Annotated in this window: 17 protein-coding genes; 5 read left to right on the forward strand and 12 right to left on the reverse strand. The window is 38.5% G+C overall.

Going from position 1 to position 20,217, the window contains the following annotated elements; all coding sequences use genetic code 11:
- Positions 1-92 precede the first annotated feature (92 nt).
- Together E6C50_RS04270 and E6C50_RS04275 are read left to right on the forward strand one after the other, a co-directional pair.
- Entirely contained in the window at positions 93-1,127 is a 1,035-nt protein-coding gene (locus tag E6C50_RS04270) for a formimidoylglutamase (protein ID WP_136401949.1), read from the forward strand.
- Positions 1,128-1,188: 61 nt separating this feature from the next.
- A complete protein-coding gene (locus E6C50_RS04275; RefSeq protein WP_136401950.1) occupies positions 1,189-2,445 on the forward strand; it encodes a DEAD/DEAH box helicase in 1,257 nt (418 codons plus the stop codon).
- Between the two features lie 415 nt (positions 2,446-2,860).
- Here the strand turns inward: E6C50_RS04275 and E6C50_RS04280 are convergent, their stop codons facing one another.
- The 4 genes from E6C50_RS04280 to E6C50_RS04295 all read right to left on the reverse strand — a co-directional run bounded on the left by E6C50_RS04280 (position 2,861) and on the right by E6C50_RS04295 (position 5,346).
- Entirely contained in the window at positions 2,861-3,529 is a 669-nt protein-coding gene (locus E6C50_RS04280; RefSeq protein WP_136401951.1) for a response regulator transcription factor, read from the reverse strand.
- The gene (locus E6C50_RS04285; RefSeq protein ID WP_136401952.1) at positions 3,517-4,293 is read right to left on the reverse strand and encodes a sensor histidine kinase; all 777 of its coding nucleotides are present in this window, start codon (positions 4,291-4,293) and stop codon (positions 3,517-3,519) included. Before E6C50_RS04285 ends, E6C50_RS04280 begins: the two co-directional genes overlap by 13 nt.
- Positions 4,272-4,925, reverse strand: coding sequence for a hypothetical protein (locus E6C50_RS04290; protein WP_136401953.1), 654 nt, complete (start codon positions 4,923-4,925; stop codon positions 4,272-4,274). Before E6C50_RS04290 ends, E6C50_RS04285 begins: the two co-directional genes overlap by 22 nt.
- Before the next feature lie 103 nt (positions 4,926-5,028).
- A complete protein-coding gene (locus E6C50_RS04295) occupies positions 5,029-5,346 on the reverse strand; it encodes a hypothetical protein (protein WP_136401954.1) in 318 nt (105 codons plus the stop codon).
- A 283-nt stretch (positions 5,347-5,629) separates the two neighbouring features.
- Between E6C50_RS04295 and E6C50_RS04300 the strand changes: the two genes are divergently transcribed.
- Positions 5,630-7,984 carry a GAF domain-containing protein gene (locus E6C50_RS04300; protein WP_136401955.1) on the forward strand — a complete coding sequence of 785 codons (2,355 nt, stop codon included), beginning with the start codon at positions 5,630-5,632 and terminating at the stop codon, positions 7,982-7,984.
- Between the two features lie 2 nt (positions 7,985-7,986).
- On the opposite strand, the gene E6C50_RS04305 is transcribed toward E6C50_RS04300, so the two are convergent.
- A complete protein-coding gene (locus E6C50_RS04305; protein ID WP_136401956.1) occupies positions 7,987-9,174 on the reverse strand; it encodes a Pycsar system effector family protein in 1,188 nt (395 codons plus the stop codon).
- A gap of 25 nt (positions 9,175-9,199) precedes the next feature.
- Between E6C50_RS04305 and E6C50_RS04310 the strand changes: the two genes are divergently transcribed.
- Positions 9,200-12,919, forward strand: a complete 3,720-nt coding sequence (locus tag E6C50_RS04310; protein WP_136401957.1) for a metallophosphoesterase — start codon at positions 9,200-9,202, stop codon at positions 12,917-12,919.
- On the opposite strand, the gene E6C50_RS04315 is transcribed toward E6C50_RS04310, so the two are convergent.
- The 4 genes from E6C50_RS04315 to E6C50_RS04330 all read right to left on the reverse strand — a co-directional run bounded on the left by E6C50_RS04315 (position 12,902) and on the right by E6C50_RS04330 (position 16,051).
- Positions 12,902-13,783: a hypothetical protein gene (locus E6C50_RS04315; RefSeq protein WP_136401958.1), complete on the reverse strand. Its 882-nt coding sequence runs from the start codon at positions 13,781-13,783 to the stop codon at positions 12,902-12,904. The genes E6C50_RS04310 and E6C50_RS04315 overlap by 18 nt on opposite strands.
- 474 nt (positions 13,784-14,257) lie before the next feature.
- Positions 14,258-14,686 carry a VOC family protein gene (locus E6C50_RS04320; RefSeq protein WP_136401959.1) on the reverse strand — a complete coding sequence of 143 codons (429 nt, stop codon included), beginning with the start codon at positions 14,684-14,686 and terminating at the stop codon, positions 14,258-14,260.
- Between the two features lie 124 nt (positions 14,687-14,810).
- A complete protein-coding gene (locus tag E6C50_RS04325; RefSeq protein WP_136401960.1) occupies positions 14,811-15,125 on the reverse strand; it encodes a hypothetical protein in 315 nt (104 codons plus the stop codon).
- 146 nt (positions 15,126-15,271) lie between these two features.
- The gene (locus tag E6C50_RS04330) at positions 15,272-16,051 is read right to left on the reverse strand and encodes a tetratricopeptide repeat protein (RefSeq protein WP_136401961.1); all 780 of its coding nucleotides are present in this window, start codon (positions 16,049-16,051) and stop codon (positions 15,272-15,274) included.
- A 369-nt stretch (positions 16,052-16,420) separates the two neighbouring features.
- Here E6C50_RS04330 and E6C50_RS04335 point away from each other — a divergent pair, with 369 nt between their 5' ends.
- On the forward strand, positions 16,421-17,137 hold the full coding sequence (locus E6C50_RS04335) for a pseudouridine synthase (protein ID WP_136401962.1): 717 nt from the start codon (positions 16,421-16,423) through the stop codon (positions 17,135-17,137).
- A 387-nt stretch (positions 17,138-17,524) separates the two neighbouring features.
- Here E6C50_RS04335 and E6C50_RS04340 read toward each other — a convergent pair whose 3' ends face one another.
- Genes E6C50_RS04340 through E6C50_RS04350 form a run of 3 tightly spaced genes read right to left on the reverse strand, consistent with a single transcriptional unit; the run spans position 17,525 to position 20,216 of the window.
- Positions 17,525-18,214 carry a VIT1/CCC1 transporter family protein gene (locus E6C50_RS04340; protein WP_211089516.1) on the reverse strand — a complete coding sequence of 230 codons (690 nt, stop codon included), beginning with the start codon at positions 18,212-18,214 and terminating at the stop codon, positions 17,525-17,527.
- Positions 18,215-18,223: 9 nt separating this feature from the next.
- Positions 18,224-19,024, reverse strand: a complete 801-nt coding sequence (locus E6C50_RS04345) for a phosphatase PAP2 family protein (protein WP_136401964.1) — start codon at positions 19,022-19,024, stop codon at positions 18,224-18,226.
- Positions 19,008-20,216, reverse strand: a complete 1,209-nt coding sequence (locus E6C50_RS04350) for an efflux RND transporter periplasmic adaptor subunit (RefSeq protein ID WP_230978956.1) — start codon at positions 20,214-20,216, stop codon at positions 19,008-19,010. Before E6C50_RS04350 ends, E6C50_RS04345 begins: the two co-directional genes overlap by 17 nt.
- Between the last annotated feature and the right edge of the window lies 1 nt (position 20,217).

Here is a 20,217-nt window from a genome sequence, read left to right on the forward strand (position 1 = left end):
TTTTCAAATACAATTAGCTATAAAATTATTCATTTCCGTAAAATAACGAAAGTTTTATAGAAAATAGTATTTTTGGATGCAACATTTTTTATATGGAAAAGCTTATCCGATTTACACTAAACGACTTAACGAAAATTACCAATCACCGTAGTGGTGAGATAAAATTCGGAGAAAGGATCCAAACCGTACCCAAGGAAATGGATACGTTGGAATTTCTCCAGACCAGCGATGCCGAATTTGTTTTACTGGGAATTCCGGAAGACATTGGCGTACGTGCCAACCTGGGAAGAGCCGGAACTGCTTCGGCCTGGGAAAGCACTTTAAAAAGCATTGTAAACATCCAGAACAACCGTTTCTGCAAAGGCAGTCAGCTACTGATATTGGGTAGCATTGATGTTTCCGAACAAATGGAAGCTATCAAAACGTTGGACATTACGGACAAAGAAGACCGCAGGCATTTTTTTAAAATGGTCGAAAAAATCGACAAAGAAGTCTCGCATATTGTCTGTCAGATTATCAAAGCCGGAAAGACTCCAATTGTAATTGGCGGTGGACATAATAATGCTTACGGGAACATTAAAGGACTTGCACTGGCAAAAGGAAGAGCCGTTAACGCCATTAATTTTGATGCGCATACCGATTTCCGCGCTCTGGAAGGACGCCATAGCGGCAACGGGTTTTCGTATGCGTTTGAAGAAGGTTTTCTGAAAAAATATTTTATTTTCGGATTACACGAAAGCTATACACCGAAAAGCGTACTGGATTCGATTAAAAAAGTAACTGAAAAAATCCGTTATAATACGTACGAACAAATTGCCGTTCGCCGGGAAAAAGACTTTGACGACGAAATGGAAGTTGCCTTAAAACATATTGCCACGGATGCTTTTGGTATTGAAATCGATTTGGACGCCCTTCCCGGAATTGCGAGTAGTGCGATGACGTTGAGTGGTTTTTCGGTAGCCGAATTACGACAGTTTATTCACTACTTTGGTCAGAGTAGCAATGCCTCCTACTTACACATTTGTGAAGGCGCTCCGGATCTGGATCAGGACAAAAATAACCATCTTGTAGGGAAATTAATCGCCTATTTGATCACCGATTTTATGAAGGCGAAGCATAATATATAAACAAAACCAATATTTTAAAGTATTTTTGCAAACGATAGCTACTAACAGTTATCGTTTTTTTATGCAATTTCAAGACTTAGATTTACTTCGCAATATACAACAGGCGCTTACCGAAGAGGGTTATGAAAACCCGACACCCATTCAGGAACAGGCCATTCCGATCATCATGGAAGGTACTGATCTTGTAGGTTGCGCTCAAACCGGAACCGGAAAAACGGCAGCCTTCGCCATTCCAATCCTGAATTTATTACACCGGATTGTAGGATCATCAAAGAAAGTAAAACACATTCGTACACTAATCGTGACACCAACCCGCGAACTGGCGATTCAGATCGGGGAAAGTTTTAATACGTACGGAAAATACACCAATATCCGTACACTGGTTATTTTTGGCGGTGTAAACCAAACGCCACAGGTCGATCAGCTTAAAAAAGGTGTTGACGTATTGATAGCCACTCCGGGGCGTTTACTGGATTTACACAAACAAGGTTTTATCGACCTGCACCATATGCACCATTTGGTTTTGGATGAAGCCGATCAGATGCTGGATATGGGTTTTATTAACGATGTTAAAAAGATTATCAAACTAACACCGGACAACCGTCAGACGTTATTATTTTCGGCTACCATGCCACTAGCCATTCGCGAATTGGCCGATACGTTCCTGACACAACCGAAATATGTGTCGGTAGCGCCAATTTCCAGTACAGCCGAAACCGTACAACAAAAAGTATACTTTGTTGAGAAAGAAGACAAGCGAAAATTATTGTATCATATCATCCGTAACGACAAACTTTCGAACGTTTTGGTTTTTGCCCGAACCAAACACGGTGCCGACAACGTTGTAAAAGCCTTAAAAAAGAACGGTATTAACGCCGAAGCCATTCATGGAGACAAATCCCAGTCGGCACGTCAACGTGTCCTGGACGGCTTTAAAAATAAAGAAGTTTCCGTTTTGGTTGCCACCGATATTGCCGCCAGAGGAATTGACATCGAGCAACTGCCGTTTGTGATCAATTTTGATTTACCGAATATTCCCGAAACCTACGTACACCGTATCGGACGTACCGGACGTGCCGGAAATACCGGATTAGCCTTATCCTTTTGCGGAAAAGACGAGAAACCGTATTTACAGGATATTGAAAAACTTACCCGTCAGAAACTTAAAGTTGTAGAGGATCATCCGTTTCCATGGAAAGAAGGCGAGAAAAAAGAAGAGCAGCCCGGAGCCAAAAAAGACTTCCGCAACAAAAACAAAAACCAGTCAAAATCACGCAAATCACCGGAATCGAAGAAGAATAAAAAGCGTTGGTATTAGCGTAAAAGAAAAAAGCAGCCCCCCTATGAGCTGCTTTTTTTTTCAAAAAAACTAAAGATATGCAAATAAAAACTTATGTATAATAAATAAGGTTTTCAGATAAAAAAAAATAAAAATGCTGAACTGTTAGCCGCTCAGCATTTTAACCCAAAATTAAAAGAACTTCACTAACTAAAATACACCATAAATGATGTAAAAGAGACCATATTTATTATCAACTTAAAAAGTTTAGGAACACACAGTTAATAAATCAATAAAGGGCAATATGGTCTTTTTTAAACTTACTAAATGAAAAACTCTATTGAGACAAAATTCCATATTCTTAAGTTAAAATGCAATACGTAAAAATACTGATTTTCTATCCGGTAAAACACGTGATTTCCCTACAAGTAGAGGGTTTTCACCGTTAATGAAGTTAAAATTCGGTTAATTCGTCGATTGAAATCAACTGGTTGCGAAGTGCAAAAAGGATTACGCCAATGAAGTTTTTGGAGTTGGTTTTCTCCATAATGCGTTTGCGGTGTGTTTCCACGGTACGGACATTAATATGCAGTCTGTCGGCAATTTCGATACTACTCAGCTCCTTACAAGCCATACGGATCACATCCATTTCCCGGTCGGAAATTGTAATCGACGAAGCAGTAATTTTAGGTTTGTTGTTTTTCTCCCATAAAATTGCTTCCCGCAATACCATTCCCAATTCCTGTCCGAAATAGAAATCCTTATCCTGAATACTTTTTATGGCATTTTCGAGTTGTTCCGGTTCGGAATTCTTGGTAAAGAAACCATGCGCTCCCAATTCCATCACCTTATGAATACTCTCTTTAGTGGTGAGTTGTGACACGATGAGTACTTTCATATCCGGATAATGCTTTCGAATATGCTCACAGGTTTCAAAACCATCCATACCGGGCATTTGAATATCCAATAACAATAAATCCAGTGTATGATCCTGAATCTGATCCAATAGATCGAGACCGTTCTGGGCTTCCAGAACGACGTTGGTATTTTCAAAAGAATTGATCAAAAAGGACAAACTTTTTCTAAAAAGTTTATGATCGTCCACAATACCTACTCTAAGCACTTTTCTTTCTTTAATGTAATGGTGAAACTATTTCCGGTTTCGGTTTCGTTTTGGACAAAATCGGCTCCGACAATCTTTAACCGGGAATTAATATTTTTAACGCCCGTTCCTTTTGATGTAGCCAAAAGTTGTGTAAAGTTAAACGGAATTCCGTTATCCTGTAGCGTAATTGTAAAAAAAGTGTCAGAAAGTACCATTGTTACGATCGATTCCGTCACTTTTCCGTATTTGATCATGTTGGTTGTAAACTCCTGAACGATACGAAACAACTCATAGGCAACCGGAGCGGCAATTTTAAATTCCTCCTGATTACTTACCACTTTAAAATCGATTTCCGTTTTCTTTTTCAATCCGTCCAGATAATCCGTAAGCGCCGTAACCAAACCGTAGGTTTCCAATAACGGAGGCATAATATTATAGGAAACTTTACGGGTATTTTCCAGTGCCATTTCAACACCGGATCGGATTTCGTCAAAAATGTCCTGATTTCCGACAATACTTCCGTTTCGTTGTAAGATTGTTAAATAATTACGAATCGCATTCAAGTCGCCGGACACACTATCATGCAGATCGGCAGCGATCCGTTTCCGTTCGCTTTTTTCGGTTTCCAGAGCCGTTTTCAGTAACAACTCTGTCTCTTTCCGTTTCATTTTGTAGAAATGATTCTGATAGTACAATACCAGCGATAGTAAACCAAAAGCCAGGAAAAGCATTCCAAGCGTTCCCAACCAAAAAGCAATTTTTATTTCTTCTGAGTTCTCCATATCCCTACCATTAAAAATATATTTTTGATGATCATCAAGATTAGATTAAAAACCCAATAATCCTCGAACACGAGGGTTGGAGTTTGATCAATAATATCACCCATCAAAAATAGAAATAAGGTACCGGAAAAGTAGAAAATAAAACCCGATATAAAGTAAAAAAGTGGAAAATTCCACAGGTATTGTTCGGACAGATTATGGAAGACATCTTTAAACCACAGTATAACAAAAGTATAGACAAATATCGCTTCGATAAGCGACAGATACGAATCGCCTTTTAAATGACTCCAATCGTTCCAAACAAAGAGTAAACCAATAAATGCAAGCAGGAAAACAGTACCAAAAAAGTAGAAAAGTGGTCGGTATCGCTTTTCAAAAACTTTCCAAAAGAAGTAAAAAAGCACAAAAAACTCCGGTAATAGATAGGCTCGGAACCAGATATCAGAATTCAATTTAAAGATCAGCGTACCGATAAGCTCATAGGCACTGGCTAAAAAGGTAAGCCAAACAAAGGGACCAATATAGATCGCTTGTGGCGGTAATTGCCGTTGTCGTTTCCGGATAAGGAATAAAACAAGGGGAATAAAACCTATAAATATTGATGTTAGCGCTATAGCATATACTAGTCTCAAAATAAATCCGATTGAGGTTTTTGAAATTACGCAAATATATAAACTAAAACCTGTTGGGAAATCCAACAGGTTTAAAAATTAGATTTTAAAACAGAGTAGTGAACTATCCCTGAAAAAGCGGACTTGTAATGTCACACATATCCGGGCATCGTATTCCTCTGTCAAATATCTTACCATCAGTCATATCTTTTCCATTGGCATCTACTCCTACCACTACGATATTCGGACAGTCTTCTTCTTCGTTATAACCGTTATAGATCCGAATTCCTGCACATCCCTCCTGGTTTAGAACATCCTGTACATGCTCGGCGCCAAAGGCAAATGCCTTCACACCTTTTGGAAACCTTGCGTTGTGTGCTTTCACATAGGTCATCGCTTGCTCTAAACTAATCGCTTCTCCTAAACTTTTACTAAATTCCATTTTGATTGTATTAAAATTCTCCGCGAAATTAGGTATAGCTAGTTTCTGTGAAAATACCTGTAAATACGTAAATTTGTACGTATAAACACGTAACAGCATTACCATTTCATCCCTGCTTTCCCGGATAGAAGATCAGCAATCAAAATAAAGCGCACAATTTTACGGATTAAGCACTAGTCATAATAGCGTGTTTATACCTGTTTTTTTTCGTACTTTTCAGGTACTTCCGGAGCACATCATTACAATATTTATTAGTAATTTTACAGAATCAAATGCAATGAAGATGAATATGAACCAATACCCCGAAAGTCCCTTTAAAATCAAAGTATCCTTTCATAAAGTATTAGAGACCCTGGAACACATTGCCCATTCGGATGATGCCGACTATCGCTCCAACTATGCCAAAGCCTTATTAAAAGAAGCCGGTACGGTTCCGGAGCTACGGGATGGTATCACCTCCTACGATCAGATTCAACAGCAGGAAAAGCTAATTCACAATTTACTGGCCGATCTTTTCCCTACCGCATTAACCCATAACGAAATCAAAGCGGTTACGGTTCCATTTCAGAACATCACCTTTAATTATACCGAACGCTTTAAAAAGATCCTAAAAGAAGCCGGAAAAGACTTCGATATGACCATCCGGGATTTTGATCAACATCAGTTTTATATTCTGAACTGTTGTTTGATTCTAAACTCCTTTTACAATCGGGATTTTGATTTCAGCCGACCTCTTTTCTACGATATTCCGGACAAAGACGGAATTATCCGTCATTACCGGATTATGTATAACGCCGATTTTATGGAAATTATTCCAACTGAAAAATCGGTAAAACTCACTGAAGAAGATATCGATTTGTTGATTGACAATTTCGATAACATCGCCTTATGGAAAGAAAAATTCCCGCAGGAAAGCTGGATTCTAAAAGGATTCGGAATTGTGATTCTCTTTGATGCGACGATAGAAAATTCGGTTTCCAACCTAAAAAGTAATTTACTAAAACCGGACAAACAGAAACTAAACGACGACAATAGTACGGAGACGATCTTCCGTTCCATTTATAAAATACCGGATTTACGGATTGGTTTTACGCCCTATAACAGCGAAGAACAAAAATTTGAGTTGGTTCCCAATCGGAAATTTACAAGTTTTATCCTGACACACGAATGTAAAAATGCGTTGTGTAGTAGTTCGTTTGAAACCCTTATCCGCGAGAAGAAATATTTTGCAATATCCGATACCATGCGTTTTGTGGAATGTTCGGAAGACAAATCGTTAGGCAAACATCTGTTGGCACAAAACATCAGAAGCTGTATTTTGGCTCCGGTTGTAAAAGACGACAAAATACTTGGAATTATCGAACTCGCTTCATCCTATCCGCAAAAACTAAACAGTTTAAATGCCAACAAACTTGAGCTGATCATGCCATTTTTGGTTGATACAGTCGATCGGTACCATTCCGAATGGCAAAACCATATTGAAGCGGTTATTCAAAAAGAATATACCGCCATTCACCCAAGTGTTTACTGGAAATTTAAGATCGAAGCCGAAAACTATTTAACCGAAAGCAGTCAGGATAAAGAATATATTTTCAAAGAGATTGTCTTTAAAAATGTATATCCGCTTTACGGTCAGATTGACATCAAAGGATCGTCGGATGCCCGAAACAAAACGGTACAACAGGATTTAAAAAACCAGTTGGAAATGATCATTTCTATTCTGGAACAGATGAAATCCGGAGTAAACCTGATGTTACTGGAACAACGTAAATTCGAAATTGAATCCTTATTAAAAGAATTGGCCGCTTCATTAAAAGCCGATACCGAGCAACAGATTCAGATTTATATTCAGAATGAGATCCATCCGATCCTGAAAAATGCCAAAAGTGATCATTTGGAAGAAGACTTGATTGATGCTTATTTTGAAAAACTGGATGAAAAAACCGGAACCTTTTATGAATCCCGTAGAAAATTCGATCTTGCATTATCGCTGACGAATAAAAAGATGGCTTCCATACTCGACGCCAAACAGGTAGAAGCACAAGGCATTTTCCCGCATTATTACGAGCGTTTCAAAACCGATGGTGTGGAACACAACCTTTATATCGGAGGTTCCATCGCGCCACAACGGAACTTTGATCTGATGTTTTTACAAAACCTCCGGTTATGGCAGTTACAGGCCTTATGCGAAATGGAAATCGAACACGAAAAACTCAAACGATCATTGCCTTTCCAGCTGGAAGTAACCTCGTTGGTACTCGTTTTCAGTTCGCCTATTGCGATCCGTTTCCGTATGGATGAAAAACGTTTTGATATCGACGGCACGTATAATGCGCGATATGAAGTGGTTAAAAAGCGAATTGACAAGGCCCATATCCGCGGAACTGACGAACGCATTACCGAACAAGGCAAAATTACGATCGTTTATTCACATCTTGCCGAAGAAACCGAATATAAAAAGTACATTCAGTTTCTACAATTCAAAGGCATTCTGGAGCCAAATATCGAAAGTTTCGATGTCGAAAGCCTGCAAGGTGTTTCGGGCTTAAAAGCGCTTCGTGTAAAAGTGAATTACAAATCACAAAAAGGACCAACCCGTACGTATAGCTATCAGGAATTACTGGACGAACTAAAATAAGATTAAACGCCGAGCGAACGGAAAGCGATTACAAACACAATAACCGAAAAGATAATTCCGATCATAAAGATCGTATACGTAATGCGCAATAATTTGTATTTGCGATCCAATACCAATCCGAGGTAATATAGATCCTTGATCATGGAATTATACAAATAATCGCGGTCTTTCATCATGACGTTCATCGCCCATTGGTATTCGTCGATTGGCATTTTATAAAAATTCCCAAAAAAGAGCAGGTTCACTTTTTTATCTTCGATATCCTTACGGGTAAAGGTTCCGCTGGTTACTTTGGGGCGCGTTGATAATATGGCAAAAATGATCGACAATACGCTAAACATAATCATCGTAAACGTCGGTATGATCAAATGCGAATTACTCGGACTGTCTAATTTGGGTACCAAAGTCGATAGTGCGATGGAGATGATAATCGCATTAACCGATAAAAGAATATTCGCTTTACTGTCGGCAATATCACTCAACCGGGTATGATTGCTTAGCGTAACGCGAAACATCGTATCAATACCACGCTCGGGACGTTCCAGTTTTTCCAGTTTCTTTTTTTTGATATTCGATTTCGAATCGGCTCTATCTTCCGTTAATTTCTGGATGATTCGCTGGCATTCGATCGTATTTTTTTCTTTTTTCGGTTGCCAGTTGGTTTTGGCAAAATCGGTATAATAACGATGGCATTGTACCATCATGGCACGGTTACCCATTGCCCATTCCAAATCGGTATAATTCTTTTGTTGTGTCAGTTTCCATTCTTCACGCAAAAGTTCACTCAGTTCGCTATAATTATCGGCTGCAAAATGAAAATAATCGGCATCCTTAATAATCTTTTGCGCCAGATTTTCCGGTTCCCGATCGATTTTCGTAGCCCGTATAATCTCTTTTACCTCCTCGATATACGCCTCGGATTTTCCTTGTCCCTGAAGGAATTTTTCTACGATACGCGTTCCGCATTCTTCGTGTTCAGTACAACCTTCCGTATAACCGGCATCGTGAAACCAGGCCGCTATCATAATTTTCTCAGCCGTATCGGGATCAACTTTTTCATTTTCAACAAGTTGTTTGGCTGCAGACACCACCCGTACAGTATGATTAAAATTATGGTAAGTATATGAAATAGAAAGTTTATCTTTGAGTAAGGCGAAAACGTAATTTTCAGCTTGTTCTATAATATTCATAAGCCAATTTTTATCCCTCTAAATTATGAAATTGTTTTGGTTAAGTATTGATAAGAAACGTAATTATATACTATTTCAGTATGTATTGTTTATTTTAGTATTCCAATCCTGTGCCACCCATACCATTCAGACGGGGAAAAACCTTACCGACACTATTGACAACCAAGCGATAAGCAAAGGTCCGGAGTATCAACTATATTTGGTGGGCGATGCCGGAAATTCGGATGAAAGCAACGGTCAGCAAACACTTAAATCGTTGGAAACCCAATTAAAAAACGCAGGAAAAAACAGCACCTTACTATTTTTGGGCGATAATATTTATCCGTATGGCTTTCCCGATTCGAAAAACGAAGCCGCACAACAACTGGCCCGACAAAAACTGGACAATCAGATACAAATGGGGAAATCATTCCCTGGCAAAACTATTTTTATTCCGGGAAACCACGATTGGTACAGTGGCGTAAAAGGACTGGAACGTCAGGAAAAATATGTCGCTGACCAATTAAAAGACAAAAAAGCATTTTTACCCCGAAAAGGCTGTGCTATTGACGCTATCAAGCTAAGCGATCGTATAACGATGATCACGATTGACAGTGAATGGTATCTTGAAAACTGGGATCAACATCCCACAATAAACGACAATTGCAACATCAAAACCCGTGACGATTTTTTTGAGGAACTCGAAAGTCTTCTCAACAAAAATCAGGACAAAACCATTGTTCTGGCGATTCACCATCCGCTGATGAGCAACGGTTCCCACGGCGGTCAGTTTTCACTTCGAAAGGAACTGTTTCCGCTGGAGAAAGACATCCCACTACCTTTTGTTGGTTCGCTGATCAATCTGATCCGAAAAACCTCCGGGATTAGTCCGCAGGATATTCAAAACAAACAATATACCGCCTTAACCAAACGCATCAAAACCCTGATTCAGGGCAAAAACAATATTGTAGTTGTTTCTGGTCACGACCATAATTTACAGTATATCGAACACAACAACATCAAACAGGTGATTAGTGGTTCCGGATCGAAAAGAGAAGCTGCAAGAAGTATTTTTCCAAACGACTTTTCTTATGGCGGCAACGGTTATGCCCGACTGGATTTTGACGCAGACGGTTCAGTAGCATTGCTTTTTTTCGATAAAAACAATACGACTCTATACCAGCAAACCATCATTAAACCGGAAACAGAAACGCCCCCTGCTTCCTATCCCGATACTTTTCCGGCCATTACCAAAGCTTCTATTTATTCCAAAAAAATGACCTCCAAAAGTGGTTTTTACCGTTTTTTATGGGGCGAACACTACCGCAAGTATTATAGCATGCCGATACTGGTGCAAACGGCGACACTCGACACGCTTATGGGCGGCTTAAAACCCGTACGCGCCGGTGGTGGCCATCAGTCGAAATCCCTGCGCCTAAAAGACAAAAACGGAAAAGAATTTGTAATGCGTGCTTTAAAAAAGAGTGCTTCGCGGTTCTTACAATCCGTAGCTTTTAAAGATCAGTTTATCGAGAACGAATTTGAAGACACGTTCGCAGAAAATTTCCTATTGGATTTTTATACCTCATCCCATCCCTATATTCCCTTTATGGTGGGCAATCTGGCCCAGCCTATAGGTGTAAGTGCTACCAATCCGAAACTGTATTACATTCCAAAACAAGCAGCATTAGGCGCTTTTAACGACCGTTTTGGAGACGAATTGTATATGGTTGAAGAGCGCCCGAGCGACAGTCATGCGGAACACGAAAGTTTTGGCGAGGCTGATGCCATAGTGGGTACGGACGATGTATTAAAAAATCTAAAAAAGGACGAGAAATACAAAATCAACGAAACCGAATATATCAAAGCGCGTTTATTTGACATGTTAATAGGCGATTGGGATCGTCACAGTGATCAATGGCGATGGGCCGAAAACAAAGAAGGCCACAATATTGTATACCGACCGATTCCGAGAGACCGCGATCAGGCTTTTAGCAAATATGACGGTGCCCTGCTTTCGCCATTGATGCGCGTTCCTGCCTTACGTCATATGCAGGGTTTTGGCGAAAACATCCGCAGTGTCAAATGGTTTAATATGGAACCCTACCCGATGGATCTTGCTTTTGCCGCCAATGCTACCGAAAACGACTGGATCGCCCAAGCTCGATATATCCACGACAATTTAACCGATACGCTAATTGACAATGCTTTTTTTAACCTGCCGGAAGAAGTAAACGATGCGACCATCGAAGACATCAAAAAGAAATTAAAAGTCCGGAAAACACATTTGGAACAATATGCTTCCGAATATTACAAAGTGTTGCACAAAACTGTACTGATTGTCGGTACGGATAAAAAAGACAAATTTATAATCGACCGAACCAACAACGGCTCCGTAATGGTTTCCAAGATCCGCTTAAAAAATAGCGGTGAAGAATTGGTCAGCTCCAAAACCTTTCCCGATAGCGAAACCAAAGAAATCTGGATTTACGGGCTAAATGATGATGATCAGTTTGAAGTAAAAGGCGACGGGAAATCCAAAATCAAAATCCGACTGCTCGGTGGTCAGAATCACGATACCTATACGGTTGAGAATGGCAAAAAAGTAATTGTATACGATTTTAAATCCAAAGAGAATACCTATACGCTGGATCATAAAACCCGTAAATTCCTAACCGACGATTACGAAATCAATTCCTACGACTACAAAAAACCGAAGTACAACGCATTTAACAGTCTGCCGACAATTGGTTATAATCCGGACGACGGTTTTAAACTCGGCATGGTCGGTTCGTATACCGTTAATGGTTTTAACCGTGCGCCGTATTCGAGTATGCACGGCTTTAAAGCCAACTATTATTTTGCGACCCATGGTTTTGAATTAACCTATAATGCGATTGTAGCGAAAGTAATTGGTGACTGGCAATTTGAATTTGAAGCCCGTTTTACAAGTCCGAATTTTGCGATCAATTATTTCGGCTATGGAAACGAAACCGCCAATAACGACGAGACACTCGGAATGGATTACAACCGCGTACGGATTCAATCGTATAAAGCGGCGCCATCATTGCGAAAAATTGGCCGAAACGGTAGCGATATGCAAATCGAAGCCACTTTTGAAAATATTGAAGTCGAAGACACTCAGAATCGTTATATCAACATTCCGGGTATTATCAACCCTAAAGTATTCGAAAACCTGCAATTTGCGGGATTAAACTTTAAATACAGCTATCAAAATTACGACAATCCGTCGCTTCCCACTATGGGTATGGGCTTTTCAATTCTGGGAAGCTGGAAAATGAACCTATCCGATACCAAACGTAATTTTCCATATATCGAAAGCAAACTCAACTTTAACCATAAAATTGATCCGGAAGGAAAACTCGTATTGGCTACGATTGTAAAGGGGAAATTTTTACTGAACGACAATTTCGAATTTTACCAGGGCGCCACCATTGGTGGTGATCATGATATACGTGGTTTCCGTAACGAGCGTTTTTTAGGAAAACAGGCCTTTTATCAAAGCTCCGATTTACGCCTTACACTTGGAAAAATCCGTAAAAGCATTATCCCGATGACCTTTGGTATGATTGGTGGTTTTGATTACGGTCGTATATGGCTGGACGGCGAGCAGTCCCATAAATGGCACAATTCCTATGGTGGCGGTTTATGGCTAAACGGCTTAAATGTGATCACCGCACGGGTGACCTATTTCAGAAGTAACGAAGACGGTCGGATTGCATTTGGATTAGGATTTGGTTTTTAAGGTTTTTATAGCAACCTCATAGACCTTACCCCCATTTTTTTTAGCTTTTTCATCCGCAATAATCAGCGTGTCCTTATCAGTAAAGGTAATGGCTTCTTTTTGCGACATATGATTCAGTTCCAGTCGGGTTACTTTTCCGTTAAAGAAATCGTCGTTTTTAAAATCTTCGAACAACCACACTTTGGTATGACTTAACAGCACCATATGTTTACCATCCGGACTAATTGCCGCACTGGTAACCGCACAATGGTTATAGATATCGCAGGTTTTAAACGATCCGAGTAATTCGGCTTTATGATTGCCGGCTTTATTGGGCACGCGATATAACAAGGTCGTTCCGTCGAATCCTTTACTACGGTTTTTAGTAAACAGGTAAAAATTGTCTTTCCAGATAAAAAAACCTTCTACATCATACCATAATTCTGTTTTTTTAGGTGGAAACGCTTTTTGTTCCGGGTAGTAAAAATGAATACTCGCACTGGAATTGACTTCCGATTGCGCCAAATCGGCCGCATTGACTTTATAAATCACCAGATCCTTACGCGTATTATCGTTATTTCCGAAATCGCCTATATACATATTTTTATGTTCATCCATCGTGAGATCTTCCCAATCGGTATTGGTCGCATTCCCAACCGTTACCGTATGTTGAATCGCTCCTTCCCGATCCAATTGGTACACTTTATTTTCATTACCGCTATCTTCGATCACCCACAAGCTTTTACCGTTATCGGAAGTTGTGATTCCCGATACTTCTTTTAATTTTTTAGGAAGTTGAAACAAAACCGGTAATTCTTTTTTGGTTGTACAACAAAAAAGAAGGGTAAGACTAAGCAGAAAAAAAGTCGTTTTGATCGTTTTCATATCAGCGTGAATTCTTATTTTTTTCAAAGATAGTATAGTTCTGTCTGAAAAAACAAAAGTGAGGCATATTCCTAAACTAAAAGCACAAAACGACTATTACTCCGTACAATTAGATCAAATAAATTTTGCTCCGATAGTATTTAGCTACTTTTAGTTGCAGGAGTTTTTTTGTCCAGGTCATAATACATTAAAAAATTTCCGGCACACGCTACAATCGCATAATTAGGAAAGGAGTGCCCATTACAATTTATTAATTATATCATTCCTGATTTATACAGATGCTTCTTTTGTAAATCATTATGACCTTTTTTTCATTTTTGAAATGAATTCACAGGCTTACTTTATAAGTTCCGTAAAACTTGCGTATCATCCGTGTCTATCCAGGAACGATACGAAAAGAAACATCTTTGTTTTATATTGGTTTTAGATTACAATATATATAGCGTAAAAACCGCAATTAGGTATTTGCTTTTGTTATTTTTTTGGATCAAAATTGATCATCCATTCGATACCATATTTATCTCTAAACATCCCAAAATAGGAACCCCACGGACTATCGGAAATGGGCATTTCAATTGCACCGCCGGCGGAAAGGCTGGAAAATAATTTATCGGCTTCTTCTTTGGTTTCTGCGCTTATTGAAATCTTACTTCTGTTTTCATTTTCATTAACCTTTCCTAAAAACTCCGGAACATCATTACCAATTAGCACATTACTTTTCCCAATGGGCAATGCAATATGCATAATCTTATTTTCTTCGTTTTTACTTATTTGGAATTCCGGGTTTTTAAAATCTTTGAACCGGACAATTTTTGAAAATTCTCCACCAAAAGCAGCTTTATAAAATTCAAAAGCTTCTTCTGCATTACCATTAAAGTTGATATGAGGGTTGATCAGTGCCATAGTGTAGTTATTTTGGATTAATGACGTTTATACAATGCCAATCGGGTCTTATCTTAATCACCTAATTCTGTTAAAGATAACGATTTTTAGCGAGGATCAAATATCAAGGTGATCAAATAATATGTTATTGGATTGGACGGTTATAAAACGACCGGTTAATGACATCTTCCAGATCTTTTTGTGTTGTAATATTTTTTCCGGCATCTGTAAATTCATAGTGTTGCTGTTCTTTTGAAATTTCTCTGATCAATCCGTTATCGATTAAAAATAAAAAACATTGGGCAACCTCCTGTTTTTTGCAACCACTTTTATTGACTTCATAAATGCAGCGCGCAACATTTTTTAGGATCTTTTGACCATAGTCCGATTGATACCACAATTCCCGGATTAATAGAAACATTATTTCCGCACTGCGTTTTTCATTTTCTGCGTTTTCCATTTTGTTTATTCATTGATTTCGATAATACAGATTCACTTTATTAACCAACTAAAGTATCGAGCGCAATCCGTGTTTAAAATTAAAGTCAATCTAATACAAAACACCGTTCCATTAAAAACTCAAAGTGCTGTTTTAGAATGTGTTTATTAGAGCGAATTTGTATATAATTGACTTAGATTATGTAATTTTCTTCCGAATAATTTTTCAGCATCTTTCGAAGCTGAGTCAATTTGTTGCTTTGATAAACTTTTTTCAATTTCTTTAATTTCCTTAATAACTTCATTTTGTTTCAATATACTGAAGTCAATTTTATACTCATTATAAATCAAATACCACAGATAACTTTGATATAAATCTTTAGCAAAATATTTTCCATCTTTATAAAAATGAGCGAGTTCTAATCGAGTCGAAGTGATGTACCCGCTTTGTGTAAGATTTTCAGGATTTTGAAGTTTTGCCAATCTTTGAACCCATTCTTTAAATTTAGGAATGCTTTGTTGAACACCTTTTCCTGTTACATAGCATTCAACAACATTCCAAACGCAAGTTGGATCATCATTATTCGCACATTTTAAGGCATATTCAAAGGCTTTTTCAGAATTTTGTTCAATTCCTTCACCATTTCCATAGGCCATCATCATGGCATAATGTCCATTGTTAAAACCGTTGTTTGACGATTTTTTATACCACTCAATTGCCTCTTTTTCATTTTTTTCACCGGCAGCACCACTTTGAAGGAAATATCCAAGGTTATATTGAGCTTCAGCATTTCCTAATTCGGCAGCTTTTTTTAAAATAGGTAAGGCCTCTTTGTAGCTTCCTTGTCCTAATAAATCTTTTGATTGTCGATTCAATTCTTCAGAATTCTGTCCAAATGATATTTGAGCCAATAAAAAGAAAATAATACTATTGAGAGTATGTTTCATTTGCGTTTTGTTTGGATAGCATATCGTATCATTTTATACGAAACTTTCTCCTTATTTATTTCGTAAAAAGAATCGTTTAGTTAGCCTTAAAGAAAGTAATTTATACTCAATAAAATATATAATTCTTAATAAAAAAGAAAAAGTTTTCAGTAGAACCAAATAAAAAGCGAACCAATCACAAAATGTCGCTTAACTTTTTCTCCGGTTTTGTTTATATATCCATGATCAAATTATTCTGATAAAAGTAGCCTGTGATGCGTAAACAAACTTTGTAAGTTTTATTGTTAAGTATAGCGCAATAATTTAGACCGCTCCAGCTAAGTCTATATCAAAAAATCACTTACTTTTAGACGTTTTTTACAGCTGTATATGTTAGAGATTATTTATCAGGACGATTATTTAGTTGCCATCAATAAACCACACGGTCTTTTAGTGCATCAATCCCCTATTGCAAGAGATGCTTCCGAATTTGCCATTCAGTTGTTGCGGGATCAAATTGGTAAAAAAGTATATCCGGTTCACCGAATTGATCGTAAAACTTCGGGAATATTACTTTTTGCATTGGACAAAGAAGTAAATAAAAATCTTACGGAACAGCTAACGTTAAAAACCGTTGAAAAAAAGTATTGGGCCATTGTAAGAGGCTATACTCCCGATGAGCAACTTATCGATTATGCTTTATACAAAGACAATGGCACGTTACAGGAAGCGCAAACAATAATTAAAACTTTAGCCAAAGTAGAAATCGATATCCCTTCGGGCAAACACAGTACATCCCGATATTCGTTTGTGGAGGCTTTTCCGCTAACAGGCAGAATGCATCAGATTCGCAAACATATGGCTCATATTCTACATCCAATTATTGGTGACCGTCCTCACGGATGCAACAAGCAAAATAAAATATGGCTTGAAAAATTTGAAATGAATACCATGTTACTCCATGCTCAGAAATTGGTTTTCACACATCCTGTAAGCAATGAAAAAGTGGTGCTTACGGCCCGCCCACAATACGAATTTATGCGAGCCGCAGGAATTATCGGCTTTCATATTGATGAAAAAAAAGGTATTAGTATTGGAAATACATAGTTTATAAACCCATCTCCTTTACTTTTACTATGGAGAAAATTAGCTCATTAAATATTCTAAATATTTTATATATGAATAGCTGTTAATTCCAATTGCTTAATAGTTATCTTAGTTCTGCTTTCTTCAAATTTTTCATCAGTTAAATGAGGCAACTTTATCATTCCATAATATTTATTATCTACAACTTTTTTTGCGGTATCATGACTGCCATTGTTACATATATCTTCCTTTGGAATTTTTCCCGAATAGCAACATTAACTTCTTTTTCGCTAAATGAAATCGTAGTAGATATAAAATCGACCTAAATAGTAATAGGAGTATATATCCTTCAAATCAAGGCCGATTATCAGCAGACCTAGCCTGTAACCTGACCTCAATTTCCGGTCTTTATACAGTATTAACGCCAAAAAGATAGCCAACCAAAGCAGTTGCGCCCATGGCAACGGTTCCCCAAAAACAGATCCGCATCACTGCTTTTCGGATACCAGATCCTCCCGCTTTTGCTGCTACAGCACCTAAAAACATTAAAAAGACAATTGAAAAAAGATATTGATACGGAATCATATATACCATCGGAGCCAACCAGGAAACCAGTAACGGTAATACCGCTCCGGCCACAAACGAAAAAAATGAAGCCATAGCGGCGAGTAATGGTTTTGCCTGAGTAATTTCATTTAATCCCAGTTCGTCCCGGGCATGTGCCTCAAGTGCATTATGACGCGTTAATTGTTCGGCAACCTGTAAGGCTAAATCCGTATCAAGTCCCCTTCGCTGGTATACTTTCGCGAGTTCTCTCAATTCGATATCCGGCATCAGCTCTAATTCCTGTTTTTCCCTGGCCAGATCAGATGCTTCGGTATCTTCCTGAGAACTTACCGAAACATATTCACCTGCGGCCATAGACATGGCTCCGGCTACCAGCCCGGCTAATGCTGTGAGAACAATAACCGTACGATCGTTACTGGCGGCCGCTACGCCAATTACAATACTACTGGTCGATAAAATTCCATCGTTTGCTCCTAAAACGGCGGCACGCAACCATCCTACCCTATTGACATAATGTTTTTCCAATTCCATAATAATCCTCTAAAATTTTCGTGTAAAACCTACCCCCACATTGTTGGACTGATAAAACGGATAGACCAGCGTGCTTGTTTTCTGCCCCTTTCCTTTTAAAAGATGATCAATCTTTGGAAAAAGCCAGTACGCCAACTCGGTAGACAGGATTCCAATTCCGGCTCCGGTGATAACATCTCCTACCCAGTGTTTATCATTTAAAATCCGGTAAATCCCCGTAAAAGCCGCCAGAGGATATCCGGAAAGTGCCAACCAAAGGGATTTATCTTCGTATTCGCGAAACATAAAGTGTGCCGATGAAAAAGCGGTTGCTGTATGTCCGGATGGAAATGAAAGGTTATTTGTTTTATCGGGTCGTTCTTCTTTAACAAGATACTTTACCGGCATAATGATCGCTCCGGTAATCAGCTGCGAAGTGGCGTAAATTATAGTACGGTCCCGTAAATTGTGTTTTCCTTCAACTCCAAACAGATTTAAGGCATATACCGCGGCTGCCGGCGCATATTGCGTATAATTATCATATACAATATGCTTTGGAGCATGTTCGCTTACCTCAAATTGTGTGGAATTATTAATATTCTTAATATCTTCAACCATAAGACTCAAAAGTCCATATGTAATAAATACAGCCGGTATAATCATTTTTTTGGTTGAAAACTGATAAACCGGATCTGCTTTTTTTACTATTACTGTAGTATCAGGGTTGCACACGGTAAACCGATAAGCGTCGGATTCTGTCGCTCCGAAAAAGGTATTTCCCCAAAATAAAATCATCAGCAGCAGGGTTGTTTTTCTAATATTCTGTATCATTTTCCTTATTTTTTAATTGCATCAGCAACGCATAAGCTCCCTTTAAAACAATGGTCTTTCCCTCTAAAATACTACCATTTTGTATTTCCACATCCGAATTTTCCTGATTTCCGATGCTAACTTCCTGCATTTTATAGGTTCGAAGTCCTGTTTGAATGAAAACATAATTCTTTCCTTCAAAATTAACGATACTGGCTTCCGGAAGTGTATTCACTTTACCGGAAGTCAATTCCACCTCAGCATTCATATACATACCCGGTAACAGGTCCTTATCATACTTGGTAAAATGACAATGCACGGTAGTTAATCCATCGGTATTAATATCTTTACTGATCAAAATGATTCGGGCTTCATATTTTTTATCCGGTTCCGCATTGCTGTAAGCTATTATTTTCTGACCTATAGCCAGTTTAATCACGTCTTTTTCATATACCTGTAAACTCAGGTGAATATCTTCCGGATCAATCAGTTCAAACATCACATCAGAAGGGGTTACATATTTACCAATGTTGGCATTGACCTTACTCACAAAACCGGAAATCGTACTGTAAACCGAAACATTTTTCGAAATCTTATCCGCTGTAAGCGTCGCCGGATTAATATGAATCAGCTTTAATTTTTCGGCCAGTGCCTGCATCAGGATACGCTGGTTGTTCATTTCTGCCTGAGCCAATTGCAAAACCTTATTACTGCTGGCCTGACTTTGGTTGAGGTCTTTCTGGCGCTGATAATCCAACTCGGCAAAATTGAGTCGGGACTTCGCCTGTAAATAATCCTGTTGCAACTGGATATATTGTTGATCTTCCATAATCGCAATTCGCTCTCCTTTACGGACATGCGTTCCAGGTAAAAGATTGGTTTGCAGCAAATAGCCACCTAAGGGAGCACTTACAGAAATCAGATTTTGTGGTGGAACATCTATTTTTCCGTTTAGTTTCAGGATACCCGCCATGTTTTTTGACGTCAACTGCGTGGTTGCAATACCGGCATTTTTAAACTGCGCAGTAGTAAGTACCACCTGATTTTCTTCTTTAGAAATGTTGGTATCCGATGCGACTTCGGTTTTATTTTTACAACTTAGCAGTACCAGTAATACCATAATCAGTACTGCTCCCGGGAATCTCTGGAATTTGTATTTTGTTATATTTATGATCACCCGTTTTTTAGGGCTATCTAATCTTATCGTTATCATA

The organism is Flavobacterium supellecticarium (assembly GCF_004801375.1).
Classification (GTDB): Bacteria; Bacteroidota; Bacteroidia; order Flavobacteriales; family Flavobacteriaceae; genus Flavobacterium; species Flavobacterium supellecticarium.